The 25,825-nt window shown below is 57.3% G+C and carries 22 protein-coding genes; 5 read left to right on the plus strand and 17 right to left on the minus strand.

What is annotated here, in order from left to right:
• Positions 1–168: 168 nt before the first annotated feature.
• Together IEX74_RS04225 and IEX74_RS04230 are read left to right on the plus strand one after the other, a co-directional pair.
• On the plus strand, positions 169–816 hold the full coding sequence (locus tag IEX74_RS04225) for a porin family protein (protein ID WP_188811222.1): 648 nt from the start codon (positions 169–171) through the stop codon (positions 814–816).
• Between the two features lie 92 nt (positions 817–908).
• Positions 909–1,442 (plus strand): DUF6992 family protein, encoded by a 534-nt coding sequence (locus tag IEX74_RS04230; protein ID WP_188811224.1) that lies wholly within the window; start codon positions 909–911, stop codon positions 1,440–1,442.
• Between the two features lie 186 nt (positions 1,443–1,628).
• Here IEX74_RS04230 and IEX74_RS04235 read toward each other — a convergent pair whose 3' ends face one another.
• The 11 genes from IEX74_RS04235 to IEX74_RS04285 all read right to left on the minus strand — a co-directional run bounded on the left by IEX74_RS04235 (position 1,629) and on the right by IEX74_RS04285 (position 13,971).
• Positions 1,629–2,201: a type 1 glutamine amidotransferase domain-containing protein gene (locus IEX74_RS04235; RefSeq protein WP_188811226.1), complete on the minus strand. Its 573-nt coding sequence runs from the start codon at positions 2,199–2,201 to the stop codon at positions 1,629–1,631.
• 129 nt (positions 2,202–2,330) lie between these two features.
• Positions 2,331–2,840: an acyl-CoA thioesterase gene (locus tag IEX74_RS04240; protein ID WP_188811228.1), complete on the minus strand. Its 510-nt coding sequence runs from the start codon at positions 2,838–2,840 to the stop codon at positions 2,331–2,333.
• An 80-nt stretch (positions 2,841–2,920) separates the two neighbouring features.
• Entirely contained in the window at positions 2,921–4,033 is a 1,113-nt protein-coding gene (locus IEX74_RS04245) for an efflux RND transporter periplasmic adaptor subunit (protein ID WP_188811230.1), read from the minus strand.
• A gap of 126 nt (positions 4,034–4,159) precedes the next feature.
• Positions 4,160–5,401, minus strand: a complete 1,242-nt coding sequence (locus IEX74_RS04250; protein ID WP_188811232.1) for an ABC transporter permease — start codon at positions 5,399–5,401, stop codon at positions 4,160–4,162.
• A gap of 35 nt (positions 5,402–5,436) precedes the next feature.
• Entirely contained in the window at positions 5,437–5,814 is a 378-nt protein-coding gene (locus IEX74_RS04255) for a four helix bundle protein (protein WP_188811234.1), read from the minus strand.
• 46 nt (positions 5,815–5,860) lie between these two features.
• Positions 5,861–7,099 (minus strand): ABC transporter permease, encoded by a 1,239-nt coding sequence (locus IEX74_RS04260; RefSeq protein WP_188811236.1) that lies wholly within the window; start codon positions 7,097–7,099, stop codon positions 5,861–5,863.
• A gap of 81 nt (positions 7,100–7,180) precedes the next feature.
• Positions 7,181–7,849 (minus strand): ABC transporter ATP-binding protein, encoded by a 669-nt coding sequence (locus tag IEX74_RS04265; RefSeq protein WP_188811238.1) that lies wholly within the window; start codon positions 7,847–7,849, stop codon positions 7,181–7,183.
• Positions 7,850–8,037: 188 nt separating this feature from the next.
• Positions 8,038–8,466, minus strand: coding sequence for a hypothetical protein (locus IEX74_RS04270; protein ID WP_188811240.1), 429 nt, complete (start codon positions 8,464–8,466; stop codon positions 8,038–8,040).
• Positions 8,467–8,614: 148 nt separating this feature from the next.
• The gene (locus IEX74_RS04275) at positions 8,615–9,478 is read right to left on the minus strand and encodes an SDR family oxidoreductase (protein ID WP_188811242.1); all 864 of its coding nucleotides are present in this window, start codon (positions 9,476–9,478) and stop codon (positions 8,615–8,617) included.
• 200 nt (positions 9,479–9,678) lie between these two features.
• Positions 9,679–11,886, minus strand: a complete 2,208-nt coding sequence (locus tag IEX74_RS04280) for a rhamnogalacturonan lyase family protein (RefSeq protein WP_188811244.1) — start codon at positions 11,884–11,886, stop codon at positions 9,679–9,681.
• Between the two features lie 309 nt (positions 11,887–12,195).
• Positions 12,196–13,971: a T9SS type A sorting domain-containing protein gene (locus tag IEX74_RS04285; RefSeq protein WP_188811246.1), complete on the minus strand. Its 1,776-nt coding sequence runs from the start codon at positions 13,969–13,971 to the stop codon at positions 12,196–12,198.
• A 286-nt stretch (positions 13,972–14,257) separates the two neighbouring features.
• Here IEX74_RS04285 and IEX74_RS04290 point away from each other — a divergent pair, with 286 nt between their 5' ends.
• Together IEX74_RS04290 and IEX74_RS04295 are read left to right on the plus strand one after the other, a co-directional pair.
• Positions 14,258–15,415 (plus strand): MFS transporter, encoded by a 1,158-nt coding sequence (locus tag IEX74_RS04290; protein ID WP_188811248.1) that lies wholly within the window; start codon positions 14,258–14,260, stop codon positions 15,413–15,415.
• A 226-nt stretch (positions 15,416–15,641) separates the two neighbouring features.
• Complete coding sequence (locus IEX74_RS04295) at positions 15,642–16,967, plus strand: polysaccharide deacetylase family protein (RefSeq protein WP_188811258.1); 1,326 nt, start codon at positions 15,642–15,644, stop codon at positions 16,965–16,967.
• Between the two features lie 147 nt (positions 16,968–17,114).
• On the opposite strand, the gene IEX74_RS04300 is transcribed toward IEX74_RS04295, so the two are convergent.
• Positions 17,115–17,765 carry a hypothetical protein gene (locus tag IEX74_RS04300; protein ID WP_188811260.1) on the minus strand — a complete coding sequence of 217 codons (651 nt, stop codon included), beginning with the start codon at positions 17,763–17,765 and terminating at the stop codon, positions 17,115–17,117.
• Positions 17,766–17,981: 216 nt separating this feature from the next.
• Here IEX74_RS04300 and yiaA point away from each other — a divergent pair, with 216 nt between their 5' ends.
• Positions 17,982–18,389 carry an inner membrane protein YiaA gene (yiaA, locus tag IEX74_RS04305; RefSeq protein ID WP_188811262.1) on the plus strand — a complete coding sequence of 136 codons (408 nt, stop codon included), beginning with the start codon at positions 17,982–17,984 and terminating at the stop codon, positions 18,387–18,389.
• A gap of 84 nt (positions 18,390–18,473) precedes the next feature.
• Here the strand turns inward: yiaA and IEX74_RS04310 are convergent, their stop codons facing one another.
• The 5 genes from IEX74_RS04310 to IEX74_RS04330 all read right to left on the minus strand — a co-directional run bounded on the left by IEX74_RS04310 (position 18,474) and on the right by IEX74_RS04330 (position 25,821).
• Positions 18,474–20,000, minus strand: a complete 1,527-nt coding sequence (locus IEX74_RS04310; protein ID WP_188811264.1) for a pectate lyase family protein — start codon at positions 19,998–20,000, stop codon at positions 18,474–18,476.
• Between the two features lie 220 nt (positions 20,001–20,220).
• Positions 20,221–22,431: a TonB-dependent receptor plug domain-containing protein gene (locus IEX74_RS04315; RefSeq protein ID WP_188811266.1), complete on the minus strand. Its 2,211-nt coding sequence runs from the start codon at positions 22,429–22,431 to the stop codon at positions 20,221–20,223.
• 38 nt (positions 22,432–22,469) lie between these two features.
• Positions 22,470–23,510 carry an ABC transporter ATP-binding protein gene (locus IEX74_RS04320; protein ID WP_229755109.1) on the minus strand — a complete coding sequence of 347 codons (1,041 nt, stop codon included), beginning with the start codon at positions 23,508–23,510 and terminating at the stop codon, positions 22,470–22,472.
• On the minus strand, positions 23,507–24,595 hold the full coding sequence (locus tag IEX74_RS04325; protein WP_188811268.1) for an iron chelate uptake ABC transporter family permease subunit: 1,089 nt from the start codon (positions 24,593–24,595) through the stop codon (positions 23,507–23,509). Before IEX74_RS04325 ends, IEX74_RS04320 begins: the two co-directional genes overlap by 4 nt.
• Complete coding sequence (locus IEX74_RS04330; protein WP_188811270.1) at positions 24,595–25,821, minus strand: ABC transporter substrate-binding protein; 1,227 nt, start codon at positions 25,819–25,821, stop codon at positions 24,595–24,597. Before IEX74_RS04330 ends, IEX74_RS04325 begins: the two co-directional genes overlap by 1 nt.
• Between the last annotated feature and the right edge of the window lie 4 nt (positions 25,822–25,825).

Genomic DNA, 25,825 nt, shown 5'->3' on the forward strand with positions numbered 1-25,825 from the left:
GAAGGAAGTAAATATACACTTTGTGCCGGCATTTGGAATAGCCGACCTGAAAATTATTTTCAAAGTGCGCACGTAAGCCGTTGCAACCTTCTCATTAGGTGCAAGTATAGCATTATACAAACATTTAGTGCGCTTTTCCAAATCCCGCTCTTTAGCCTCTTTCCCTCTATGAAAAAGCTTCTTCTCTCCCTCACGTTTGTTCTGCTCACGCTTGCTTCGGTGCGGGCCCAGGAAGGACCTCCCGGCGTTCGTTCCTCCACCGATTACGCCCCCGGCACCACCGAATCGCGCAACAACGGCTTTGGCGTGAAAGGCGGCTGGAACATCTCTAACGTGCACGGCGACAACAAAAATACCCTTTCTAACCGCGACAACCTGAACAACTTCATGGCAGGCATTTACGCGCAGTTTGCCCTGAATAACAAGTTTTCCGTCCAGCCGGAGTTTTTGTACTCGCGCAAAGGATATCGCCTTAACAAAGCGACACTTTCTGCTGACTCCACGGTTCGCCTTGACTACCTGCAAATACCTGTTCTGCTGGTTTACAACTTCTTAGACAACGTAAGTGTGCACGTTGGTCCTCAAGTATCATTGCTTGCCAACATCAACAGAGACCTGAGCATCAGTGCTGCGGGATTACATAGCTTAGATTATGGTGTCGTTGGCGGCTTGGAAGCCCGCATTGGTCCGGCTCGCTTAGGTGCGCGCTATGATCTAGGTTTAGCGAAGATTTACAAGACCTCTATTTTGCCCGCGGGCAACAAAGTCTACAACCAGACCTTGCAGGTGTACCTAGGTCTTGGCTTCTCGCAGTAACTTATTGAGTGCTATTCTCTTTTACAAGGAAGCCTGTTTGGGCTTCCTTTTTTTGTTCTTCACTTTACTGGCAAAGCTAGCTTCCCTTCCGTATGCCTGACTACCAAGCCGTTGCCTTCAACCAGCACCTGTTAGCCGCCATCAACCAGAGCCGGGAGCTGCTGCTGGAGCATGGCATGGGTGCGCTGGGAGCGTGGGCGCTGCTCAACCTGCTGGTGAGTGGCTACTTCGTGGCCCACACCGATAAGCGCACCGAGCTGCACTACTTCCACCAGATGAACGTCGGCTGGAATTTCGTGAATGCGCTACTGGCGGTGGCGGGCGTTTTGCGCGCCCACCCTAATCATGTGGAAGGAATGGACCTCGCCACCAGCCTCACCGATCAGTTCACGACCGAGAAAATTCTGCTGTTCAATGCGGGCCTCGATGTAGCGTACCTAGCTTGCGGAAGCTGGCTGCGCGCCCGCGCCGCGTCATCTCAGCAGTTGCCAGAGCGCCTGTTGGGCTTTGGCCGGTCGTTGTGGCTGCAAGGCGGCTTTCTGTTCCTCTTCGACCTAGGTTTTTACCTGCGCTATCATTCTTTTGCCGCGGAGCTGCTGAACCTGCTGGCCGCCGTAAAAAGCTAGCTTTCAGTTTTTCGCATAAAACAGAAAACCCCGCTGGTGGCACCGGCGGGGTTTTTCCTGTTTTGTGTGGGTACCGTAGGAACGCGCCACGGCGCGTTCTGGTCTGGGCGACGTGCCCGCAAGTAGGTATGAAGCGGCATCGTTCAACGACGAACGCGCCGTGGCGCGTTCCTACGGCATCCGTTCTTACGAGCGTGGCGCGTGTTGGCCTTCCAGCATTTCTTCCACAATCTTCTTGTTGAAGGCCGGAATGTCATCAGGTTTGCGGCTGGTGATGAGACCTTTATCTACTACCACTTCCTCGTCGACCCAGTGCGCGCCGGCGTTCTTGAGGTCGGTTTTGAGGCTAGGCCAGCTGGTCATGGTTTTGCCGTGCACCAAGCCGGTTTCGATCAACGTCCAGGGGCCGTGGCAGATGGCGGCCACCACTTTGCCGGAGCGCATAAACTCGCTGGCGAAGCTGACCACCGCGGGTTCGATGCGCAGCTTATCAGGGTTAATCTGGCCGCCGGGCAGCACTAGCGCGTCGTAGTCGGCCACGCTTACTTCGTCAATCGTTTTATCGACGTCCACTTTGTCGCCCCAGTCGGTCTGGTCCCAGCCTTTGATAGAGCCGCTTTTCAGCGAAATCACGTCGACGTCGGCGCCCTCATCTTCGAGGAATTTCTTGGGTTTGGTAAGCTCTACTTGCTCAAAGCCATCTGTAGCGACGATGGCAATCCTTTTACCTTTCAGTTTATCACTTCCAAAAAGACTCATAATCTTAGGTCTAGTAGGTGTTTAGTAGGTGCGAACGGCCGTTTGAAGCCGAAAAAAGCCGAAGCACCTAGGTGCTTCGGCTTTTCTTTAACGCGGTAGCGCTACAGTGGTTAGTACATCTTCCGGGCCTCATTCGGCCCGCTCCCGCTTCAGCTCTTTGCGCAGGCGGCGCACCCGCTCATCGAAGCCATCGGGGTCATAGTCGATTTCTTCCACGTCGAGCTCGTCCAGCAGTTCCATCAGCTTGTCGGAGTGGTCGGTGCGGGTGGCGCTGGCAATTTTCACGAACGCCATTTCGGCCCAGAGCAGCGCCTTCAGACGGCTGCCCGTTTCATCTCGCATCTGCATTTCTACTACCAAGTTCGAGTTATCGAAGTGAATAATCTGGCTGCGAATCAGCACGTTCTCGCCGTGGTTGGCGGGCCGCAGGTACGCCAGATGGTGCTTGGCAACCACCCAGCCAGCCCCCGACTTAGTAGCGAGCTCAGTCATGTTGAGCGCGTAGTGCTCCAGCACATGATCTTCCCGCGCGTTGAGAAAATAGTCGAGGTAGCGAGCGTTGTTAAGATGGCCGAATGGGTCGCAATCCTGAAAGTGAATGCGGTGCATGGTTTCCGGCGTTTGAGGCAAAGCAGGCATGAGGGCAGAAGCTGAGGGTGAGAAGCTAGGAAAAGATACGCGAAAGTATATCCGGGTGTCCGAACAGAATTGTGCGCTACCTAGCTTTTCTTCTCCCCGCCAGCCGGCGGCCCCAGCACCTTGAGTTTGTCTCCTTTACCGACGCCCGACACCACTTCCACGTTGATACCGTCGGAGAGACCAGTTTTTACCAGGCGCTTCTGAAACTGCTGCGGCCCGGTTTCTACTTCCACGAACACGCTGTCTTTGTGCAGCTTACCAAATTGCAGCAGGCTTTCGCGCACCGCCAGCACCTGCGTGCGCCGACCTAGCACAATGTCGCCATTGGCCGAGTAGTTGGCGCGCAGAAACTCGCCTGGCTTCAGCCTCACCTTGGCCCGCACCAAGAACTTGATGGCGCCGTCTTCCAGCACACCTTTGGGCGCGATGTATTCGAGCGTGGCGGGAAACGTCTGGTTTTCCAAAGCCCCCACGCTCAGCGCGATATCCATACCTTCACGCACTTTCCCCACTTCACTTTCGTCAATTTTGCCTTCAAAAATCAGGCTCTGCATGTCGGCCACCGAGGCGATGGTAGTGCCTTCGTTGAAGTTGTTGCGCTCAATGACCGATGAACCCACTTTCACGGGCACATCCAGCAGCAGCCCCGTGATGGTGGAGCGCACCAGATTTAGCGAGCCGCCGGTGTTGCGCGAGGCGCCGCGCTGGGCAATCTGAAGGTTGCTTTCGGCGGCTTCGAGCTGTTGCTTTTTGGCTTTATAGTCGGCTACGTAGCGGTTGTATTCCTGCTGCGCAATTACCTTCTGGTCGAAAAGCGCCTGCTGGCGGTCTAGCTCCATTTTACTGGTTTCAAGCGCGATACGCGCCGCCTGAATGCCGGTTTGGGCTGTATTTACGTTGGCAGCGCTGGCCACAGTCCGAATGCGCGCAATGAGCTGCCCCTGCTTCACCGGCTGCCCGGCTTCCACGTACAGCTCTTCCACGATACCCGAAACCTGTGGCTTAATCTCGACCTCGCGGCGCGGCACGATGCTGCCGGTTGCCACGGTTTTCTTCACGATATCCGTCACGAATGGCGTCTCCGTTTCATAGGTCACCGGATCGGTGTGCGCCTGTCGATAAAAGTAATAACCCAACCACCCGAAACCCGCCAGCACCAGAAGGAGCAATATCCCCAAAAAGACTCGTTTCATTGACGTAATATAGTGTTTTGGCCAGGAATAATGGGCAGCTCTTTTGCCCGATTCCCCTTCCGAAAAGCCTGAAATCAGCTTAAGATTTTTTGCTTACAGATCAGCAACTTACTGCGAAAACCGAGTTTATTCATCTTTCAAGGCTACAACGGGTTGCACCTGCGCCGCTTTAGCCGCCGGAATCAGGCCGGCAATAGCGCCGGCCACCACCAGCAGCCCCACCGCCGTGAGAGCCACGCTGACATCGACCTGCGGATTGGCGAAGAAACCGATTTCCTGCCCGGCAATCATCGAATTGATGCCGGCCATGAGGGCAGTGCCGAGCAGCAGCCCGAACATGCCGGCCGCGGCCGTAATCACAATGCTTTCCTGCACGATCAGGCTCACGATGCTCCACGGCGTAGCACCCAGGGCTTTGCGAATCCCTATTTCCTTGGTCCGCTCCTTCACCACGATAAGCATGATGTTGCTCACGCCAATGATGCCGGCCAGGATAGTACCAATACTCACCAGCCAGCTAAAACTGGAAATACCTAGGAATAAGCCTTGTACGCGTGCGTATTCTTCTTCCACGTTGGCTGAGCCGAACGCCCGCTCATCCGTCGGGGCGACTTTGTGCTGCTGGGCCAGAACCTGCTTCACCTTCACTTCCACCTCTTTGGCAGGAATACCGGGTTTGGGAATGAAAGCAAAATAACCTACTTCGTTGGGTTTGTTGAAGGTATTCTGAAGCGCCGTGAGCGGGATATAGATGGTCTGGGCGTCCTGCTGGGCTTCTTCGGCCTCACCGCTGCCCTTGAACACGCCCACCACCCGGAAGTAGATGCCTTTGATGCGAATGTCCTGACCGATTGGGTTTTCGGAGCCAAACAACACTTCCACTACCCGCTCGCCGACAACCGCAATTTTGCGCCGCTCCCGTATGTCGGGCTCGTTGATGAAGCGGCCTTGCGTGAGGGCTACCGGCCGCACGGCCGGGAAAGCCGGGTACTCGCCATTGACGGAGAAAGTCGAGCTTTTGGTGCCGTATTGTACTGAGAAGGTGCCATCCAGGGAATTGCGCGGCAGCACCAGGGCTGCCTCCGGTACACTGCGCTGCAATGCTGTCACGTCGTCGTTCGTGAACTTGATAAAGCGCCCTACTTTCAGCCCCGCATACGGTACGCTCGTGCGCTGCGACCAGACAAACACGGCATTCTTCGCCACGTCAAACTGCCGCTCGACCCCGTTGCGCAGGCCCTTGCCCGCGCCCAAGAGCACCACCAGCATAAAAATACCCCAGAAGACGCCGAAAGCCGTCAGACCCGTGCGCAGCTTGTGCCGCCGCACCGTCCCCCAGATTTCCCGCCACTTATCTACATCGACCATTTAACATTTAACATTTAACATCTACCAGCTACTATCTAGTTGACTGGCTGGTTCTTTAACTGGCGGGTAGAGCGTAGGGTGGTAAAGAGCATCTTAGCTAGCTCATCAGCGTCGGCGAAGATGCTGGTGTAGGTCTTTTGCCCGATAAAGCCGGAGTCCATTATTAAGCTTAGCCAGTACTTGGTTTCGAGGCACTCTTTGTAGGCAATGGAAATCTTTGACGAAAAATCTGCGTCGGAAATCGCCCCGTTTGCTTCAGCTACATTAGCGCCGATGCTCGTGCCGCATCGTAGCAGCTGTTTTGCAAGCACAAATTCCTTCTTCTCCGAAGTTAAGAACTGATATGCCTTGATAATGCGCAACGCAAACGCATATGCCTTCTCATATAACACATTCTCCTTCCCTCCTATCATAACGCTAACACAAACTGTTAAATGGTAAATGTTAATTGTTAAATGACTAATCGGCGCGTAAGGCTTCTATAGGTTTGATATTCGCTGCTTTCATGGCGGGCACCAGGCCGGCTACGGCGCCAGCTATTACGAGCAGCACTACCGCCGTGACGGCTACGCTGGGGTTTACTTCCGGCCGATCGAAGTAGGGAAGCTCGGCGCCGGTTTTCTCGATACCGTAGCGGGCGGCGGCAATCAGGGCCACGCTGGCCAGCAGACCTAGCCCTCCGGAGAAGCCGGTGATGACAATGGCTTCCTGCAAAATCAAGCTCACAATGCTCCAGGGCGTGGCACCCAGAGCCTTGCGCACCCCGATTTCGCGGGTCCGCTCCTGCACGATAATGAGCATGATGTTGCTGACGCCTACTACGCCTGCCACCAGCGTCAGCACGCCGATAACGGAGACGAACAGCCGGATACCGTTGAACAGCCCAGTGAAGCGTTTCCGGTTCTCCTCGGTGTTGTCGAGCTGCAAAGCCTGCGCGTCGTCGGGGTCGAAGTGGTGCTGGTGGGCCAGCAGCAGCCGGACTTTATCGGATAACTCCTTCACCGGCACGCCATCGCGGGTACTGAGCACCAGCAGCTGCACCTGGTTGTACTGGTTGAAGGTTGTTTGAAACGTACTGAACGGCGTGTAGGCGCGCTCCTCGTTGCGGCCATTGTTCTGGGTGGTGGTGTAGATGCCCACCACCCGGAAGGACACGTTGCGCACCTTCACGTACTGACCTAGGGCATCTTCGTCGCCAAACAGCACCTTGCGCACCCGCTCGCCCAGAATAATTACTTTGCGCCGCTCCAGCACATCCAACGGACTAAGCATGCGGCCGGAAGCTAGCTTTTCCCCGTTGAGAAAGAAGAAATCCGGGTCGGCGCCAAACACCTGATACGAGCCGTTCTTGTCCCCGCGCACGATGGTGTACTCGCCCGACAAGCGGTTGCGCGACGCAATCAGCTCCACATCCTTGATCTGCTGGCGGATGGCTTTTACATCCTCATTCGTGAGCTTGATTTCGCGGCCGGGTTGCAGACCTTGCCACGGCAAAGACACTTTGCCGCCGCTCACAAATAAGCTATTGGGTGCGCTGCCGAAGTTCTTCAAGACGCCATTTTCCAGCCCTTTTCCTGCCCCAAGCAGCAGCACCAGCATAAAAATCCCCCAGAATACCCCGAACGCGGTCAGGAAGGTGCGCAGCTTGTTGCGCTCCATCGTACCTAGGATCTCCTGCCATTTATCGAGGTCGAACATACTTCGGTGAGCTGGTGAGCTGGTGAGTTAGCAAAGTAGCAATGAGTCAAAACGATAACAACTCACCATTTCACCAGCTCACTACTCATTAACAATAATCCCGTCGCGCATGCGGATGAGGCGCTGGGTTTGGTCGGCGATGTCGGTTTCATGGGTCACGATGACGACCGTCATACCCTCACGGTTCACCTGCTTGAAGATGTCCATCACCTCCTGCGTGGTTTGAGTATCGAGGGCACCGGTGGGCTCGTCGGCGAGGATGAGCTTGGGCTGGCTGATGAGGGCGCGAGCAATGGCCACGCGCTGCTTCTGCCCGCCCGACAGCTCGCTGGGCAGGTGGTCGGCGCGCTCCCGCAGGCCCACCCGGTCGAGATATTCCAGAGCGAGGCGGTTTCGCTCGCGGCGGCTTACCTTTTGGTAGTAAAGCGGCAAAGCCACGTTTTCCATCGCATTCTTGAAACTCAGTAGGTTAAACGACTGAAAGACAAAGCCCAGGAACTGATTGCGATAGTGCGCAGCCTTGCTCTGCGACAGATTACGATCGATGCGAGTGCCGCCCAGGTAGTAGTTGCCGGCGTCGAAATCGTCCAGAATACCTAGGATGTTGAGCAGCGTGCTCTTTCCCGAGCCCGAGGAGCCCATGATGCTTACTAGCTCGCCTTCGCGCACGTGCATATCAATGCCTTTCAGCACGGGTAACTGGTTGGCCCCTACCGCATAGCTTTTGCGAATACCTTCCAGCTTAATCATAAAAGACGAGAAAAATCAAGGAGCTAGCTTTTATCAATTCTATTGATTCTTCAAAACTAGACGATAATTTTTCTCAACAATGCAAACCAAACAGCAATTTATCGGCAATTGATTCTGGCCTGTTTACCCAAACACAAAGGCCCGGCTGTGCTAACACGGCCGGGCCCTCCTGTTTGGCTGAGGCTAGGTTACTGCCCGCCCGATTTGCGGGCTTGCATCTGGGCTTGCATCTGCCGCTTCTTGGTCTGATACTGCTTGTACTGCGTGGGCGTAAGGGCCGCTTTGAGTTGCGACTCGGAGGAGGCATTGATGCGGCGGAGTTCTGTCATCAGGGCGGTTTTGTTGCTGCCGTACTGCTGCTGGGCCGCATTTACCTGCTGCACGGTACCAGTCAGAATGCCACGCACTTTGGTTTGCTGAAGCGCCGTCAGATGCAGCTCGTCGGTCATCACATCGGTCAGGTCGCGGGCGGCGGTGGGCGCTACAGCAGGAGCCGGCGCGGGCGCGACCGGCACAGACGTTCGAGCCTCCGGAATGTCGGCGCGGCGCCGACGGGCGCAGCCAAAGGCGAGCGAACAGAGCAGAACAAGGGTCAGGAGAGAGCGGCTACAGGACATAGATGAGCAAAAGGTGAGTGTATGCCTGCATACGCGAAAAATTCGTGCGTGGCTATGTCTGGCAGTTGCTTGCCCTGAGCACCTTTTGCTTGGATGCAGCGTGAACCCTCGGAAGGCCTTAGCCAAGCTTGCGGTTTGCGCTGCAAACCTAGGTATTCAGCACCGAGCCGCCGTTGGGGTGAATGGCCTGGCCCGTGATGTAGGAGGCATCTTCCGAGGCCAGAAACACATAAGCCGGCGCTACTTCCGACGGCTGGCCGGGGCGCTTCATGGTGGTATCCTGACCGAACTTGGCAACTTTATCGGGTGGGAAGCTGGCCGGAATAAGCGGCGTCCAGATGGGGCCGGGCGCTACGGAGTTAGCCCGGATTTTCTTCTCGGCCAGCTGCTGCGAAATAGAGCGGATGTAGGCCGTGATAGCGCCTTTTGTGGCGGTGTAGTCGACGAGCTGCTCGTTGCCTTTATAGGCGTTTACGGAGGAAGTGGCAATGATTGAGTCGCCCTCGCTCATATGCTTGAGGGCCGCTTTTACCACGTACACCATCGGGAAGAAATTCACCTTGAACGTATCCTCAAACTGCTCATCGGGCAGCTCCGACACATCGGTGCTTACGAACTGCTCGGCCGCGTTGCTCACCACGATGTTCAGCTTACCTAGCTCATCTATTGTGCGTTGCACGATATTCTCGCAGAAAGCTTTATCGCGCAGGTCGCCCGACAACGTCAGGCAACGACGGCCTTCGGCTTCCACTAGCTGGCGCGTATCGTAGGCATCCTGCTCCTCTTCGGGCTTGTAGGTGATGGCCACATCGGCGCCTTCGCGGGCAAAGTGCACAGCCACGGCGCGGCCAATGCCGGAGTCGCCGCCGGTGATGAGCGCCACTTTCTCTTTTAGCTTGTCGCTGCCTTTGTAGTTGGCGCGGATGTACTCCGGCTGCGGGGTCATCTCCTGCTCCAGGCCAGGCTGCTGATCCTGGGCCTGCGGGGGCAAGGAGGTTGGTTTGTTTTCCATAGTAGGTAGGTTAGTTGGGTTGCCCGTTTAAAACGCGCTACCTAGCCTAGGGTTATTGTTCAGCCGCCCACAATTCAGAGCCAGCTTGCGGAATTCTGACTTCCATTTTATATTTCTGGCTTCTACTGTCCAGCATAGCAAAAGCCTGCCCGAGCATTGCGCTCAAGCAGGCTTTTGGGTTAGAAAACCTAGGTTTTAGGTTAGTGCTTCATCACTTTGATGGTTTGGGTAGTACCGGCAGCCTGCACTTTTACCAAGTACATACCGGCTTTGAGCTTGCTGCCGGCAGCGTACTCATCCTGGCCGCTGCCTTGTTCCACTTCCTTACCTACCTGGTCGTAGATGTGGTACGTGAATGCGCCCGGCGTTTTGATGCGCATGGTGCCCGAGGTGGGGTTCGGGTACACGCTGATAGCCGATTCGGCTTTCGTGGCGGAGCGCGTGCCTGTTACCACGTCGCCGGCCAACACGATGTTGGGCGTGGGCGCGGGAGCCATGTCGGTACCAAGGTAGAAGCTAGGATGCGGCGGCTGGTTGTAAGCCGAGTTTTCGTGCGCCACGGCCACGCGGTACTGTGCATCGTGCATCAGCGTATAAAGGCGCTTGTCCGTCAGGTTGGTGGTTGTGTACAGCAGCAGTTGCGTATTGTCGCGGCTGCGCAGCAGAATCTCCTCGCGCCAGTCACCTAGGATGTCGGCTGTCACGCACGGATTCGCTTTCGTGGTGTTATTAGTTTGCGCATCACCGTTTTCGGGCAAGCTAGGAGTTAGCAGGCGCGTCAGCGAGTTGGTGAGGTGGTTCCACTTCTCCAGGCGCACGGTTGCGACGTTAGTGGTCGAGTTGTAGCCCGCGTCGAGCAACTCGCGCGACAAGTCACCATCCCACCACACGGCGAAGTTGATGGTGGGCTTGGCCGTGCCGATCTGCACGCCTTTACAGGTGTAAAGCCCACCCGTAGACCCCCAGCACTCGTAACCTTTGTAGCGCGGGTCGATGTCCGCAGCTAGGCCGCGGCCAATATCACCAGTACCTGGGACGCCCCAAATGGGTTGGCCGGTTTTGGCATTGCGGAACTCCAGGCCGTAGCTGCCATACTGCGAAGGTGTTTCGTGGGGCTGCCACACTTCCTGCTCGGGCGTGTCGGGATCCATGTCGCTCATGTGCAGCGCGTCGCCGTGGCCCAGGCCATTCACATACAACCCTGTACCGTCAGATTTGATAGCGCTGGGGCCGTTTATCACTTCATCCCTGCCGTCGCCATCCACGTCGCCCACCGTCAGCTGGTGGTTGCCTTGCCCGGCGTAGGCGCTGTAATTGGGGTTATTGCTGTCGAAAACCCAGCGACGAGTGAGTTGGCCATTGCGCCAGTCCCAAGCCACGCGCACCATGCGCGTGTAGTAGCCGCGGCCCATAATAAGGCTAGGTCGGCGGCCATCCAGATACGCCACGGTCGACACGAAACGGTCGACGCGGTTGCCGTAATTGTCGCCCCAGCTGGTCACGGCGCCACGCTCCGGCACAAAATCGGTAGTGGCCATGGCCGCGCCGGTCTGCCCGTTGAAGATGGTCAGAAACTCCGGTCCGGTCAGGATGTAACCGGAGGTATTGCGGTAGTCGGCAGTGGCGCTGCCAATGAGGGTACCTTTGCCGTCGACGGTGCCGTCGGCGGTGCGGCAGGCTACTTCCGCTTTGCCGTCACTATCTAGGTCATACACCATAAACTGCGTGTAGTGCGCCCCGGCCCGGATATTCTTACCTAGGTCGATGCGCCACAACCGCGTGCCGTCCAGCTTATAGGCATCCAGATACACGTTGCCGGTGTAGCCGCTCTGCGAGTTGTCTTTCGCGTTGCTGGGGTCCCACTTCAGGATGATTTCGTAGGTTCCGTCGCCGTCCAGGTCGCCTACGCTGGCGTCGTTGGCGCTGTAGGTGTAGGCTACGTTGTCGGGCGTGGTACCGCCAGCGGGCGCCTGAATCGGGATGCTCAGGTACTGTTTGCCCCACACGCTGGCCGTCTCAGAGCTAGGTTGCTCGGCACCGTTGACGACGGCCCGCACGCTGTACGTAGCATCGGTGCCGGCATCATCGAGGTAGTTGGTGGAGCCGGTAATGGGCGTGGCGTTCAGCTTGGTCGTGCCTCGGTATACGTTGAAGGCGATGCCCGCCGGATCGGTGCCGGACAAGCGCCAGCCCACGTACACCTGACTCGCGCTGGTGCGCACGGCCACCACCCCACGGTTCAGCCGCTCCATGTACTTCTGAGCCTGCGCCGCGGGTGCCGCCAGCAGGCTAGCTCCTAGGGCTAGCCCTGCCCACCAGCTGGCAGTAGTACGCGGAAAAATGGTCTGCCTGGCCGCAGTGGGTTTCTGTCGTCGCAGATTCGGGAATGGGTGTAAGGTTTCGGTCATCTTTGGGTAGGAATTGGAGTGTAGAATTCGTACCCAAACAAGCAAATGAAACCGCGGCGGCTGTACTGTACTGTGCTGGCTTTGTTGCTTTTACTAAAATCTTGTTCACCCCGGCCCGGCGCCATCATCATCAAGCTGGGGTGCAATGCGTTAGCTAAACCTAGCTTTTGCCTACAGCTTTCCTACGCCTACTCACCCCATCACCACTACCCTGCTGCTTCTATGCCAGCAAAAAGGCCTACCCGCTTGTGCAGGTAGGCCTTCGGGTGCTGCGTGACGCACGGCGTAGACCGTGCTCCTGATGCCTGCTTAGTGCTTTATTATTTTGGTAGTGAGGCGCTCCGTGCCGCCGGTGTACACCAGCAAGTAGTTTCCGCGCGTCAGACTCTGTAATGAAACAAACGTCTGTTGGCTGCCTGGCTCGCTGGCAAACTCCGCCACCTTCTTGCCCTCGAAGCTATACACGACTACCCTGGCGCCGCGCACGGCGGTTGGATGCGCCACCGTGAGCTGCTCGCTGGCCGGGTTCGGGTACGCCACCAAAGCGCCGATTCGGGTCGTGCCGGCCTTCACGCCGGTCACGACCGACGCAATGCCGTTGAGGTAATTCTCCAGCGCAGTGTAGCCACTCGCATCGCGCACGTTGCGGTCGTTGGGGTCGTTGGGGTTGAGGCCCTGGTTTATTTCCCAAGAATCGGGCATGCCGTCGTGGTCGGTATCCGTGGGCGCAGGCAGCGAGTTCAGCACGGGCCAAGCACCTACGGTCTGCTCGTAAGGCGTGCCGTGTGGGAAGCCGCCCTGCACGTCGATGATGGCGCCGGTGCGGTTGCGCACGTCGTTCACAATGCGCTGATCCAGCGCGTCGCGCTTCGGCAGGCTAGCTCCGGCGTTGCGCAGCACAGCTTCGTAGGCGTCGGTGGCGCTCTGCGTGGGCATGGCCAGAATATCGAACGGCGTCGTGACTTTAGCTAAGGTGGTGTCGTTGCGCGTGCCGCCATTCATTACCACGCCCAGCCAGTTCCGCTTTGTCACGGCCTCCGAGCTCTCCACGTAGTTGCCGGTCAGGTAATACTTGCCGTAGGGCAGCACCGGCGACGACGTCTGTTTGTAGGGGTTCAGGATTTCGGTGCGGATGCTCACGCCGCCCGAGCTACCGGTGGCGGTAGAGGGTCCGTATTTGTAGTAGTTGTTGACGATGTTGTAGTTACCACCCTCGCCGCCGTTGGTGTTGTAGGAGCCCCAGTTATAAAGCACGTTGTTGCGGAAGTCTGCATTTTCCTGTCCGGCCGTGTTGGGAGCCAGGTTGCGGCTGCCATCGAAGCGTGGCATCCGACCCAGGCAGTGCGCCAGCAGGTTGTGGTGAAACGAAGCGTGCCGGCCGCCCCAGATGCCGCCGTAGCCGTGCCGCTCAAAGTCGGTGTCGCCCGTTTCGAAGTGGTAGGAGTAGTTCAGCGGCTCGCTGATGATGTTCCATTGCAGGGTGGTGCTGTCGCCGCGGTATACAGTGCAGGCTTCGTCGCTCGACCAGCTCATGGTGCAATGGTCTACCATCAACTTGCTCTGACTCAGCGCGCCGAACGTATCATCGCTGCCGCTGCCATTCACCATGCCTTTGTTCTGGTTTTTGTCGCCCATGCGAAACCGGATAAAGCGCACAATCACGTTGCTGGCCGTGATGCTGACCGGATGATCGGCCAGGCAAATGCCGTCGCCGGGTGCGGTTTGGCCGGCAATGGTGGTGTTGGCCCGCGAGATGCGCAGCGGCGACAACAAGTGAATGGTGCCCGACACGCGAAACACCACTGTGCGGTAAGTCGCCGACGAGTTTTGCGTCACGGCGTAGCGCAGACTGCCGGGGTTGTTGTCGTCGTTGAGGTTGGTCACTTCATACACCGTCGTTGGTACCGTCGCAGTGCCGCGGCCGCCGGAAGTGTACTTACCAGCGCCTTCTGCGCCCGGAAAAGCCGGCGTGCGTTGCGCGTGCGCAGGTGCGCTCAGGCCTACTATGGCTGCAAAGCAACCAAGTGTCAGCCACTTAAGCCCTGCACCGGTGTGCTGCCGATGAAGCGTAGAGTTTATTAGCATAAAGAATAGCGTTGGGTGAGCGGATGGATGGAATGGGCGGAATCTTGGAGTATTGCCTTATAATCCTAGCAAAATCTTAGGGAAGTGCTGTACAACAAAGCTAGGTTTATTACTGCAATCGTTATCGGGAACGTTACCAGAACCAGAAAGTTGACGAAGCATAGGCTCCTCGGAGTACTGGAGGGCATGTTATGCAAGCCCTTTTAAAGGCAGGAAGCGTATAGCGGCTTTTCCTTTGCTATTGGAGCAGTGCATCTTGCTCCCGATTTCAGGTTTGAACGCTTCCATGCCAGCAACTTCCGTACGCTCTCTTTCACCTGCGCGGGCGCGCCTTGCTACCGCAGTTTTCTTCTTTGTATCCGGCTTTGGGTTTTCTACCTGGGCGTCGCGTATTCCCACCATTCAGCAGCACCTAGGTCTCAACGAGGCCCAGCTCGGGGGCGTGCTGCTGGCGCTACCGGCCGGCCTCATGCTAACGCTGCCCGTAACGGGCGCCTTGCTTCAGCGCCACAGCAGCCGCCGGATTATGCTTATTGGCGCCGTGCTGTACAATCTGATGCTGGCCCTGCTAGGTTTTGTGACGCATACCTGGCAGCTCGTGCTGGTGCTATTTTGCTTCGGCTGCTCGCGTAACCTGCTGAATATCTCTGTCAATGCGCAATCGGTGGGGGTGCAGGGGCTATACGACCGGCCCATTCTGGCTACGTTTCATGGCGTATGGAGCGTGGCGGGTTTTGCCGCAGCTGGCCTCAGCGCCTTGCTTATTCCTGCCAACGTTTCGCTTCCCTACCACATGGTGGTAGTCAGCGTGCTGCTGACGGGCGTGGCGCTAAGCTTCTTCCCTAACAGCTTGGTTCTCAAACCAACAAAACAAGCGCAGAAAACCGGTTTTTCCCTCCCCGACCGCTCGCTGCTCGGCTTTGGCCTTATCGCCTTCACCTCGATGGCTTGCGAAGGCACGATGTACGACTGGAGCAGCATCTATTTCGAAAAGGCTGTGCACGCTCCCAAAGCCATCGTCACGGCGGGCTTCACGGCCTACATGGTCGCCATGACGGTTGGGCGCTTCTCCGGCGACTGGCTGGTGAGCCGTCTGGGTATTAGTATGATGCTGCGCTACAGTGGGTTTCTCATGAGCCTAGGTCTGCTGCTGGCGGCGCTGTTCCCAACGCCCATTACGGCCGGGCTAGGTTTTGTGATGGTGGGGCTTGGCGTTTCCTGCGTTATCCCGCTGGTGTTTGGCATGGCCGGCAAGTCGTCGAACCTAGGAAGCGGCTCGGCTATTGCGGCCGTGTCCACAGTTGGCTATTTCGGGTTTCTGATTGTGCCGCCGGTGGTGGGTTTCGTGGCGGAAGCCGCTAATCTGCGCTGGTCGCTGGCCCTAATGTCAGTGTTAGGCGCGGTGATGATTGGCTTAGTCTGGAACTTGAAAGAACCTAGCTAACCGCATCTGCCAATTGCACCCTAGGAACATAATTTGGCTCTATTCTGCTAAACTACCTACCGCAAACGATACCGGCACGCTACCGAAATCGTTTGTGTAGTTTATCTGTTACCTAGGTATGCTTGGCGCATGCTGCCTCCCGCAGAAGTGAATACATTTATACTACGGGATGCCGACTTCCCGGTATTTCTACCATTGTTCCCACCATAATTTATTGTCAAACAGTATGATCAACACTTACCCGCAACAAAAAAAGATCGGCTCACCCAGCATCAGGAAGGCTTATTTCGCCGGCAGAACGTTGCTGCCGCGCCTGGGTCTTTGCGCGCTGGCTCTTGGCTTCAGCACCACGGCCAATGCGCAGGTAAACCCGGCGTACGAGGTAGCAACCTGGTCGAAGTTCAAGACGGCAGCTATTACCTACACCTTCGACGATAATACTGCTAAGCAGCTGCCGGTAGCCTTGCCACTATTCGACCGGTATAACTTTAAAATCACTCTATTTACCGTCACCAACTGGAATCCGAACTGGGCTGGTTTGCGCACTGCTTCCACCAACGGACACGAGGTAACCAGCCACACGCTCAGCCACCCGAGCTTACCTACGCTCACAGTAGCTCAGCAAGTTACGGAGCTGCAACAGTCGCAGGCAATTATCAAGACCAACGTTCCGACGGCCAGGTGCGAAACCATTGCGTACCCAAACTGCAACATCGGCGACATTCCCAGCATCCAGTCGTACTACATAGCAGGCCGCACGTGCAGTGGCCAGATAATGACCAGCACGCCGCCTGATTTCTACAATCTCAGCTCCATCATCACCGGCACCACGGGCACGGTACAGACGGCCGCCACGTTCAATGCACGGGTAGAATCCGCCAAGGCATCCAGGGGCTGGTGCGTGTTCCTCACCCATGGCATCGACGACGATGGCGGCTACTCCCCGACCCAATCGACGGAGCTAAGCGCGCACCTGGCGTACATGAACACCAACATCGCCGATTATTGGGTGGGCACGTTTTCGGATGTTGCAAAATACATCAAGGAGCGCAACGCGCTTTCGCTGACGGAAACCACCATTTCGGCCGACCTGCTCAGCCTGACGGCTACCGACAACCTGGCCAACAACGTTTATGACGTGCCGGTGACGGTCAGAAGGTTGCTGCCCGCCACATGGGCAAATGCCGCCGTAGCGCGCGCCGGCGTGACGGTTCCTTCTACCATTTCTACCGTGAACGGAGTGAAGTACATCGTGTTCGATGTAGTACCCGATCAGGGCGAAATCCGGCTGGCGAAAGCCACTGTCACCAGCAACCTAGGTGCCAGCCAGGCAATTGCCACGGAAACCTGGCCGAACCCCTTCACCGACAGAACGACGGTAGAAGCCAAAGGCAACTTCAGTTACTCGGTGTACTCGCTCGAAGGCAAACTGGTAGAAACCGGCCAGGGCACCAACTCTGTAAAGTTCGGCAACAACCTGGCTTCCGGCACCTACGTGGTCAAGATCAGCCAGAACGGCAAAGTGGTCAGCTCCAAGGTCATCAAGAAGTAAAGCCGACGCTACTCAACTCAAGAGGCTGATTGTCAGCTCTCGCTGGCTTTTTCAAGTAACAAGACCTAGGTTCTGGCCGATGTTAGCATCGGTCAGAACCTAGGTCTTGTTGTTTCTACGTGATGCGGCTAGCAAACAATGCTGGTGCTAGAAAAGCGGCTTTTTCACCTTGCGGTTGCCGTCTTCATCAATCTTGATTTTGGTGCCGTTGGCGCGTTTGATCTTCACCTCGTTCGGGTGATCTTCGTCGCGCTTTATCTTCGCTCCATTCACAAACTTCACCTTGCGGCCATCATCCGAAACCTTGTCGATAGCAGGGCCGCGCCGCACGCGGTGCGTGGGCAATGCGCGGTGGGTAGCGGTGTACGGCCCATCGTAGTACGTACCTAGGTTCGATTCGTAGGTGCTGTACTGGGTCGAGTTGCCCAACGCCGTTTTCACCTGCGCGGCCGTGTTGTCGTTGATGGCGCGTAAGGCGGCATATTGGCCCGTCGTATCGGTGGCGTACTGCTTGCGGGCGGTGGCCATCTGGCTGGCGCGCTCGTAGTGCGCTTGTCGCACGCGGGCTACTGTGGCCGTGTCGGTCAGGTTGGCGTCGGTGGCAATTTGCTGGGCAATGCGGTCGGCCTCAACGCGGTACGTAGAATCCATCACGTCTTTCACTTCCGTCGCCGTCGAGTCGGTGGTGGCCGTGGCCGTGGTGGGCTGCGCGTCGGTCACGACGGCAGCGGGCTTGTCCTGGGAGCAGGCCGCCAGTAGCAAGCCAGCCGCGCAGGAGAGCAACAAGGTCTTTCTCATCTTGAATCAGGTCAGCTATAAAGCAGCACGACTATGGGTTGCCGATGGCCGCTCTACGGACGAGCCTGGCGGATGGTTTTTGTGCCGGCGACTTGCCAGACCTAGGTTTTACCGAACGTCAGCCTCAACGCGCTGAAAGAAAAAGCCGCTTGAGTTCTGCTGATTCATTAATATTACCACGAACTAATACAAAGCCGTTTATCAGCCTAAATCCTTATGAATCAGCAACCGTCCGGCGCCTTCATTGCCGCTTCCTGGGTCGCTTTGCTTGCGGGCGCCGTCAGCTACAACGTCGGCCTGTGGAACGCTCAGATGCCGCTGAACGAAAAAGGCTACTACTTCACCGTGCTGATGTACGGCTTGTTCTCGGCCGTTTCGGTGCAGAAAAGTGTGCGCGACCGGATGGAAGGCATTCCAGTCACGAACCTCTACTACGGTATCAGCTGGGTTTCTACGCTGCTCGCCGTGCTGCTGCTGGTAGTCGGCCTCTGGAATGCGACGCTCACGCTCAGCGAGAAAGGCTTTTATGGTATGTCCTTCCTGCTCAGCCTATTCGCCGCCATTGCCGTGCAGAAGAACACCCGCGACGCGCAAAGCTCCACCAGCCGAACCCCAGAAAGCTGATTTTCAGTTATCAGTTATCAGTACTTGGTTGCTCAATACCTAGGTTAGTGGTGCATTGGTAACTGGTAACTGACAACTGCCACCCTAGCCTCGCCGCTTGGTAGCGGGCTGCGACTTCGTCGCTACGCCGCTCGGCGTGGCCAGGCTATTCAGGTAAGCTTCCAGCATCGTGTAGCCATCGGAACCTAGCTTGCTGCGGTCGGCAGCATCTTTGGGGTTCAGCTTATGAGCGGTTTCCCAAGCATCGGGCATGCCGTCGTGGTCGGTGTCGGTGGGTGCGGGCTTAGAGCTCAACACGGGCCACGCTTTCTGCGACTCGCTGTAGGGTGTGCCGTGCGGGAAGCCACCCTGCACATCGATGAGGCCGCCAGTGCGGTTGCGCACGTCACTGATGATGCGCTGATCTACCGCGTCGCGCTTCGGCAGGCTAGCTCCCACACTTTGCAGCACAGCTTCGTAGGCTTCAGGTGCACTCTGCGTCGTCACTGGACCTAGGTCAAAGGGCTTGTCTACCTTCGACAGCGCCGTGTCGGCTGGAGTGCCGGCGTTCATCACCACCCCCGACCAGTTGCGGCGACTCACGGCGGGGCTGCCATCCACGTAGTTGCCGGTGAGGTAAAACTTACCATAGGGCAGCGGATTCTTGCCTGTTGTGAGCTTATATGGGTTGAGAATCTGCGCCTTTACTTTCTCGTTGGTCGAAGGGCCGTATTTGTAGTAGTTGTTGACCATGTTGTAGTTGCCGCCTTCCCCTGCATACACGTTATTCTGACCCCAGTCGTAAATGACGTTGTTGCGGAAATCACAGTTCTCAAAGCCAGCCGGGTGCGTGTAGCGGCTGCCGTTCCAGCGCGGCGTGCGGTTGTTGCAGTGCGCAAATAGGTTGTGGTGCATCGAGGAGTGTTGCCCACCCCAGATACCGCCAAAGCCGTGATGCTCAAAATCTTTATCCCCTTCCTCGAAGTGATAGGAGTAGTTTAGCGGCTCACTCATCAGGTTCCATTGCAAGGTGGTGCTGTCACCTTCATACACCGAGAACGTCTCGTCGGTGCTCCAGCTCATCGTACAATGGTCGATGATCAGGCGGTTGTTGCGCGTGCCGCCGAACGCATCATCGCCACCCGCGCCATCTATCATGCCTTTGTTCTGGTTTTTGTCGCCCATTCGGAAGCGGATAAAGCGCACTACCACGTTGTTAGCGTGCACGCTCACCGGATAATCGGCCAGACAAATTCCGTCGCCGGGCGCCGTTTGGCCAGCAATAGTGGTGTTCGATTTGGAAATTGTCAGCGGCGAGTTCAAATGAATCGTGCCCGACACACGAAAGACCACCGTGCGGTGCGCAGCATCCGATTTTTGAGAAACCGCGTAGCGGAAGCTTCCCGGATTGGTATCGTCGTTCAGATTCGTGACTTCAAACACTGTAGTAGGCGTGGCGCTGGTGCCGCGCCCGCCCGTGGTGAAGCGGCCCGCGCCTTCCGCTCCCGGAAAAGCTAGCTGTTGCGCCACTACCGGCTGGCCTAAAGTAATGAGTGCCGTCGTCAACCAAATAGCCAGGTGCCGCCGTTGGCCGAAGCTGGTAAGCGCACTTGAAACAGGAAATGCATGCATAAAGCGGGTAGTTATTGAGGGAGAAGTAACCGGAACAAAAGGAAGCTCCTCCAATTGCAGCCTGATACTACCGAAAAACTCAACTATATGTCCACCTACCTAGGCTATTTATCTACGCAAACGTTGCCGGAATCTAGCTACAGCTGATAGCAAGAAGCTAGCTTTCCTCCTTATAAGCCAAGAAGAAAGCTAGCTTCTGCTTCAAGAATAATCTTGTCCTTTAAAAGCTCACTGTATAGCGCACTGCCACGTTCCGGCCCGGCAGGTTATAGCCGCGCTTTTCGTAGTAGTTTTCGTTAGTCAAGTTGTTCACATATAACGTAAAAGAATGACGCCGCGCATAGGTACCCGTAACAGAGAAATCTAGCGTCATGTACTCGGGATATTCGATCAGCGGGGAAGGATAAGTGGTAAAGTCCAGGTCTTTGCGGTGGCCAACGTAGCGGCTGCTCAGCTGGGCCCTCAGCCACTTGAAGTTGTCATACGATACGCCAAAGTTGGCGTTGAAACGCGCCACATTATAGATGGGTGTACGCGTTTCAGAGCCGTCGGTGTTGTTCACGATATCCTGAGCTTTGAAGATGCGCGTGCCATTGGCAAACACCCGCAGCGAGTGCCGGTAGGAGTTCAGCGCCCCAAAATCGTAGCCTAGCCCCGCTTCTAGGCCGCGAATTTGACTGTTATTAGCATTCGCGTAGGTGCTGCTTGTGAGGACAGTGTAGCCTTCCGGCGTAATAACACCAGCAACGATAGTTGGGCGTAGCACAATGCGGTCTTTCACCCGCGTGGCGAAGTAGGTTACGTCGGCTGTGATGCCAGTTTCAGGTTTGTCGAAACCAACGCCGGCGTCCCAGGTCACACTGTTTTCATTCTTCAGATCGGGATTACCTTGTACGATACTCGCCTCCCTTTTAGCGTAATTTACCGTTCGCGAATAGCCGGCTACGTTGTAGGCATCCGGCATCACATAGGCCCGCCCGAGGGTACCATGTACGCGCAACGATTCCAGCACTTTATATTGGCCCCCCAAGCTAGGAGTGAAGAACGGATTGGTTTGCTTTCCCGCCTCAAAGTCGATGCTGGTTCCCGCTTCGTAGGCATACAGCGAGTCGGCCTGAGTGCCGTTATACGTAATAAAGTCGTAGCGCACGCCGGGCGTCAGGATCAGCTTTTCGTTGAGCAAGCTCAGTTGACCTTGAGCGTAAATACCGGTCGTGGTCAGGCTGTAGCTAGGCGAGTAGGCCGCTAGCTTGGTGCCGGTCGGCGCGTATCGACTCGGGCGGCTGCTGGCTTTGTTGTGGTCGATGCCAACCGTAATTTGCTGACTACCTAGCTTTATAACGTCTTTCACCTGCAACCCCTTCCAGTAGTTGTTGGTCTGCGACGAGCGGTACGCCCGCCCCGTGCTGGGCAGTTCGATGTAGGCGTTGAACTCGCCCGAGCTATAGCCGCGCACGAACAGCTGATGATGCTCGTAGTTGCCGGTGGTGCTCAGGTCGAGGTTTTGCCGCGTAATGTCGGCGTCGGAGGGGCTGGAGTCGCCGTAGGAAATGTAGTCGTTGGGCGACTCTGCCCGGCGGGCCACAAACCGCTCCCCACGCACATCCACGTGCCAGTGCTCCGACACCTGATAGCCCAGGCGCAACGCGCTGGAGTAGTAGTTAAGTTTGGTATGCTGCCGGCGGATACCGTCGCCGTATCTGTCGTTGATTTGGGCAGTGCTATCCGGGTAGATGCGGGTAGCCTTGTCGCCGTCGAGCCAGCCCCGGAACACGCCTTTTTTGCCCAGCTTATAATCTTCGGCGCGGTCGAAAAAGGAAAAACCCAGGTCGAAGTCGAGTTTATCGGTGATGTTGCCGCCTGTCGATCCACCCGCTTTAAACGTCTGAAAACTAGCATACTCCGCAAACAGCGATGTGCGCACCGGCCCGCGCGACTGGCGCGTAATCACGTTTACCACCCCGCCCATTGCCTGCGAGCCATAGAGCGCCGAGGCAGGCCCCTTCAGCACCTCTACCCGCTCGATGCTGCTTGGGTCGAGGGTGGCGAGGTTGGTGGTGCCGGCCGGGCGGCCATCTACCAACAGCAACGTGCGCGGGTTCAGCGTGCCGTTCTGCGGCCGAAAACCCCGGATGCCCACGCCCGACAGCAAGCCAGGATATTGCACCACATCCACGGAAGCGTTTTTCTTCAGAATATCGGTGAATTCCAGCGCCTGCGTCTGCCGAATCTCCTTGCTCGTAATGACCTCCAGCTGCTGCGGCACCTTACTGCGCTCCGTCTCCGAGCGCGTCGCCGTCACGACTACTTCGTGCAGCTGCCGCGCGTTGAGCGTGTCGGCGGCCTGCTGCGCGTGAGCGGCACTACCGACTACAGAAAGCACCGTAGCCAAAGCAGCCGCTTGTTTTTGAGATTTAGGTAAACGCTTCATCTACAAATTGTAAGAGCAAAAAGAGGAAAGAAGATTAATCAGAGTTGGGCTTGACCTAGGTCTGGAACAGTGCGCAGATAAGTCAGCAAATCGGCAATGGAATGGTGTGACTGTATTTGTCCGGCCACATGGCTAACCCACTGGCTAGCGCTGTTTTGCTCGCGCAATTCCACGCGCAACGGTGCTTCATCGTCCGTCAGCATAAAGCCTTCGCGCTGAAGCGCGCGGCGCGTCCAGAAAGCCAGCGGGCCGCTGCCGTCCAGCCGCACCAGGCGCGTGCCGGGCTTGTGAATGGTGAAGGTGCCGGTGGCCTGGTCGAAGACAAGGCCTTCGCGGGCAAAAGCAACCTCGAAGGTGCCGCTCAGTACAAGGTCTTCCGGCACACCGGCGTGCAGTTGGCCTTCGTCGTGCAGAAGCCACACGCGGTCGGCGGCTTGCAAGGCTAAGTCCAGCTCGTGAGTCGAGAGCAGAATGGCTTTCTGGGTTTGGCGGGCGAGCTGGTGCAGCAAGCGCATGAGCTGCACGCGGTTGGGCAAGTCGAGGTGGGCCGTGGGCTCGTCGAGCAGAACGACGGGCGTATCCTGGGCCAAGGCGCGGGCGAGCATTACCTTTTGCCGCTCGCCGTCGCTGAGCGTTGCTACGCGGCGCGTGGCAAACTGCGCCGTGTTGGTAGCAGCCAGGGCCTCACGCACAATGGCTTGGTCGTGGGCCGTGAGGTTGCCGAGCCAGCCCGTGTGCGGGTAGCGACCTAGGGTCACCAACTCCTGCACCGTGAGGTTGCCGGCTTCTACGCGGTCCGTCAGCACGATGCTGAGCTTGCGGGCCAGCTCGGCCGCGCTAATGTGCTGCGTATCAATTTGCTCTATTTGCACCTGCCCACTTAGCGGCGGTTGCAAACCCGCCAACGTGCGCATCAGCGTCGATTTGCCGGCCCCATTCGGCCCGAGCAGACATACTAGCTCGCCCGCCTGCAAAGCTAGGTTCAGCGGCCCCGCTACGCGCTTCCGCTCCGCCCGACCTAGCTTGTAGCCGATGACCAGCGCCTGCATTTCCAGCAAAGGAGTCGGAGCCGTCATCATGAAAAGGAGGAGCGAACAAAGGTTCGGCGCAGCGTAACCCAGATTACCACCGGCGCCCCCACCAAGGCCGTTATAATGTTGATGGGCAAAGCCGTAGAGCTGCCCGGCAGTTGGGCCAGGCAGTCGCAGAGCAGCGTTAAAGCCGCGCCCACCAGGCACGCGCCCGGAATGAGCAGGCGGTGGTCGGCGGTGTTGAGCAGGGCGCGGGTAAGGTGCGGCACGGCAATACCGATGAAGCCAATCGGTCCGCAAAAAGCCGTAATGCTCCCCGCCAGCAGGCTGGTGCTGGCAATGATGATAAGCCGTGCGCGCCCGACTGTCAGGCCCATGCTGCGCGCGTAGTTCTCGCCTAGAAGTAGGGCATTCAATGGCTTAGAAGACGCAAAAGCTAGCCCTAGCCCTGCCAGCACCACGCCCGCCAGCACCGCCAAGTGCGGCCCAGCGACGCTGCCCAACGAGCCAAACGTCCAGAGCAAGTACTCCTGAATCTGTTCCGGCGCGCTGAAATACTGCCAGATGCTCACCACCGACAGTGTAATGTTGCCAATCATCACGCCCACAATGAGCATCACCACGTTGTCGCGCACGCGGGCCGAAATGGCAAGTACCAATAGCATCACCAACGCGGCACCTAGGGTAGCGGCCAGCACAATCAGCCAGCTGCCACTCAGCCCAAGCTGCTGAATGGCGTAGAGGCTCGCCGCGCTGCCCGCCGACAGCATCACCAGCGCCACCCCCAGCCCCGCCCCCGCCGTGATGCCCAGCACCGACGGCCCGGCGAGCGGATTGCGAAACAACGTCTGCATCTGCAAGCCACTGACTGCCAAGCCACAACCCACCAGCACAGCCGTAATAGCCTTGGGCACCCGAATTTTGGTGACAATAAAATCCCAGGCCACAGTGCCGCTGCTCTTGCCCAGGAGCACATCGACCACCGCGGGCAGCGGAATGCGCACCGAGCCTAAGGCGATGTCCAGCAGGAAGGCTAGCCCAACCAATCCCACCAGACATGCCAGTAGCCAGCGCCGCCGACGTGCCACGCGGTGTTCCCGCGCCGCTGTCGGCTCAGCCGTAAGTGTGTCCATTACTTTAACTGTTTGTAGTACACCAGCTTGTGCTGCGGCAGCAGCTCCGGGTGCAGAATCTTTATGAAGTCGGCCAGCACCACCTCGGGGTGCACCGCGCCGGACTCCCAATAGTCGTTGGCGCCTTGTGCGTTAGTGCGCTGATTATTGTTGTACACCGCCCCCGTTTTGAAGGGCCGGAAGTCGGCGTAGCGCGCATCCTGAGCTAGAATATCGGCTTTGGTATCGGCGGTGCCGGTGTTCACCCAGCAATCCGCCGTTAAGCCCACCGGGTACACGGCCTCGAATGACAGCGCCAAGCTGCCAGCGGCTCTTTCCTTATCCCAGTGGTACGCCCCACCAGCGTCGCGAAAAAATTGCGCCGTGTAGCTTTCCCCATCGGGCATGTACCAAGTGTCTTTGAAGGGCAAGCCCGTCAGTACCTGCGGACGTTTTAGTAATTGGCGCGTAAGCGCTGTGAGGCGCTGATATTCGGCTTCTACTTTACCAAACCGTTGATTGACAACATCTTCCTTATTCAGCAAGACAGCCATCAGCTTCACCCATTCGGCGCGGGCCAGAGGCGTGGTTTCCACCCATTCCGAATTCACCATCACCGGTACGCCCGCTTCAGCCAGCGTGTGGTAGCGCTCCACCGGTGCGCCGGGGCTGCCCATCGTCATTACCAAATCGGGGTGCCGCGTAATGAGCAGCTCTTCATTGAGCGCATTTTCGCGCCCAAATTCACCGATCTTGCCTTCAGCAATGCGCTTGCGCGCGGCCGGCGCCGAGGCATATTGCAGACTACCTAGCCCCACCAGCACGTCGTCGGCGTCAAGGAAATCCGTCAGCGCAACGTGCATCGACGACATGCCCACCAGCGTCCGGATCGGAATTTCAATGACTTGGCTGTTGTCGTAATCGGCTGGATGGGGAGTGCCGCGCTGCACCAGCACGTAGCGGGCGGTGTCGGTGTGGTCTTTAAACGGATTCAGAACCCTGACAACTTTGTAGTTATCAACATATTGAATCGTAAAGCCTTTGGCGTACTTGATGGTAGTTTTCTCCTGCGCACCTAGTGCCTGCGGTTGAGCAACAGCCGTTTGCGGAGCCGTGTCCGGCGTCGGCTGCGAGCAGCTTCCCAGCAGGCCCACGCCGGCCAAAGCTAGGTTGGCGCCCAGCAGCTTCCAGGCGGAAAATACGAATGAATGGCCACCGGCAGTCCGGTGGGCGGAGGAGTTTTGCATAGTT

Source organism: Hymenobacter cavernae (assembly GCF_014641455.1).
In the GTDB taxonomy this organism is placed as follows: domain Bacteria; phylum Bacteroidota; class Bacteroidia; order Cytophagales; family Hymenobacteraceae; genus Hymenobacter; species Hymenobacter cavernae.

Bases quoted from the DNA above. Each gene is read 5' to 3' on its own strand.
- IEX74_RS04225 (WP_188811222.1), top strand. From the start codon at position 169: ATGAAAAAGCTTCTTCTCTCCCTCACGTTTGTTCTGCTCACGCTTGCT.
- IEX74_RS04230 (WP_188811224.1), top strand. From the start codon at position 909: ATGCCTGACTACCAAGCCGTTGCCTTCAACCAGCACCTGTTAGCCGCC.
- IEX74_RS04235 (WP_188811226.1), bottom strand. From the start codon at position 2,201: ATGAGTCTTTTTGGAAGTGATAAACTGAAAGGTAAAAGGATTGCCATC.
- IEX74_RS04240 (WP_188811228.1), bottom strand. From the start codon at position 2,840: ATGCCTGCTTTGCCTCAAACGCCGGAAACCATGCACCGCATTCACTTT.
- IEX74_RS04245 (WP_188811230.1), bottom strand. From the start codon at position 4,033: ATGAAACGAGTCTTTTTGGGGATATTGCTCCTTCTGGTGCTGGCGGGT.
- IEX74_RS04250 (WP_188811232.1), bottom strand. From the start codon at position 5,401: ATGGTCGATGTAGATAAGTGGCGGGAAATCTGGGGGACGGTGCGGCGG.
- IEX74_RS04255 (WP_188811234.1), bottom strand. From the start codon at position 5,814: ATGATAGGAGGGAAGGAGAATGTGTTATATGAGAAGGCATATGCGTTT.
- IEX74_RS04260 (WP_188811236.1), bottom strand. From the start codon at position 7,099: ATGTTCGACCTCGATAAATGGCAGGAGATCCTAGGTACGATGGAGCGC.
- IEX74_RS04265 (WP_188811238.1), bottom strand. From the start codon at position 7,849: ATGATTAAGCTGGAAGGTATTCGCAAAAGCTATGCGGTAGGGGCCAAC.
- IEX74_RS04270 (WP_188811240.1), bottom strand. From the start codon at position 8,466: ATGTCCTGTAGCCGCTCTCTCCTGACCCTTGTTCTGCTCTGTTCGCTC.
- IEX74_RS04275 (WP_188811242.1), bottom strand. From the start codon at position 9,478: ATGGAAAACAAACCAACCTCCTTGCCCCCGCAGGCCCAGGATCAGCAG.
- IEX74_RS04280 (WP_188811244.1), bottom strand. From the start codon at position 11,886: ATGACCGAAACCTTACACCCATTCCCGAATCTGCGACGACAGAAACCC.
- IEX74_RS04285 (WP_188811246.1), bottom strand. From the start codon at position 13,971: ATGCTAATAAACTCTACGCTTCATCGGCAGCACACCGGTGCAGGGCTT.
- IEX74_RS04290 (WP_188811248.1), top strand. From the start codon at position 14,258: ATGCCAGCAACTTCCGTACGCTCTCTTTCACCTGCGCGGGCGCGCCTT.
- IEX74_RS04295 (WP_188811258.1), top strand. From the start codon at position 15,642: ATGATCAACACTTACCCGCAACAAAAAAAGATCGGCTCACCCAGCATC.
- IEX74_RS04300 (WP_188811260.1), bottom strand. From the start codon at position 17,765: ATGAGAAAGACCTTGTTGCTCTCCTGCGCGGCTGGCTTGCTACTGGCG.
- yiaA (WP_188811262.1), top strand. From the start codon at position 17,982: ATGAATCAGCAACCGTCCGGCGCCTTCATTGCCGCTTCCTGGGTCGCT.
- IEX74_RS04310 (WP_188811264.1), bottom strand. From the start codon at position 20,000: ATGCATGCATTTCCTGTTTCAAGTGCGCTTACCAGCTTCGGCCAACGG.
- IEX74_RS04315 (WP_188811266.1), bottom strand. From the start codon at position 22,431: ATGAAGCGTTTACCTAAATCTCAAAAACAAGCGGCTGCTTTGGCTACG.
- IEX74_RS04320 (WP_229755109.1), bottom strand. From the start codon at position 23,510: ATGATGACGGCTCCGACTCCTTTGCTGGAAATGCAGGCGCTGGTCATC.
- IEX74_RS04325 (WP_188811268.1), bottom strand. From the start codon at position 24,595: ATGGACACACTTACGGCTGAGCCGACAGCGGCGCGGGAACACCGCGTG.
- IEX74_RS04330 (WP_188811270.1), bottom strand. From the start codon at position 25,821: ATGCAAAACTCCTCCGCCCACCGGACTGCCGGTGGCCATTCATTCGTA.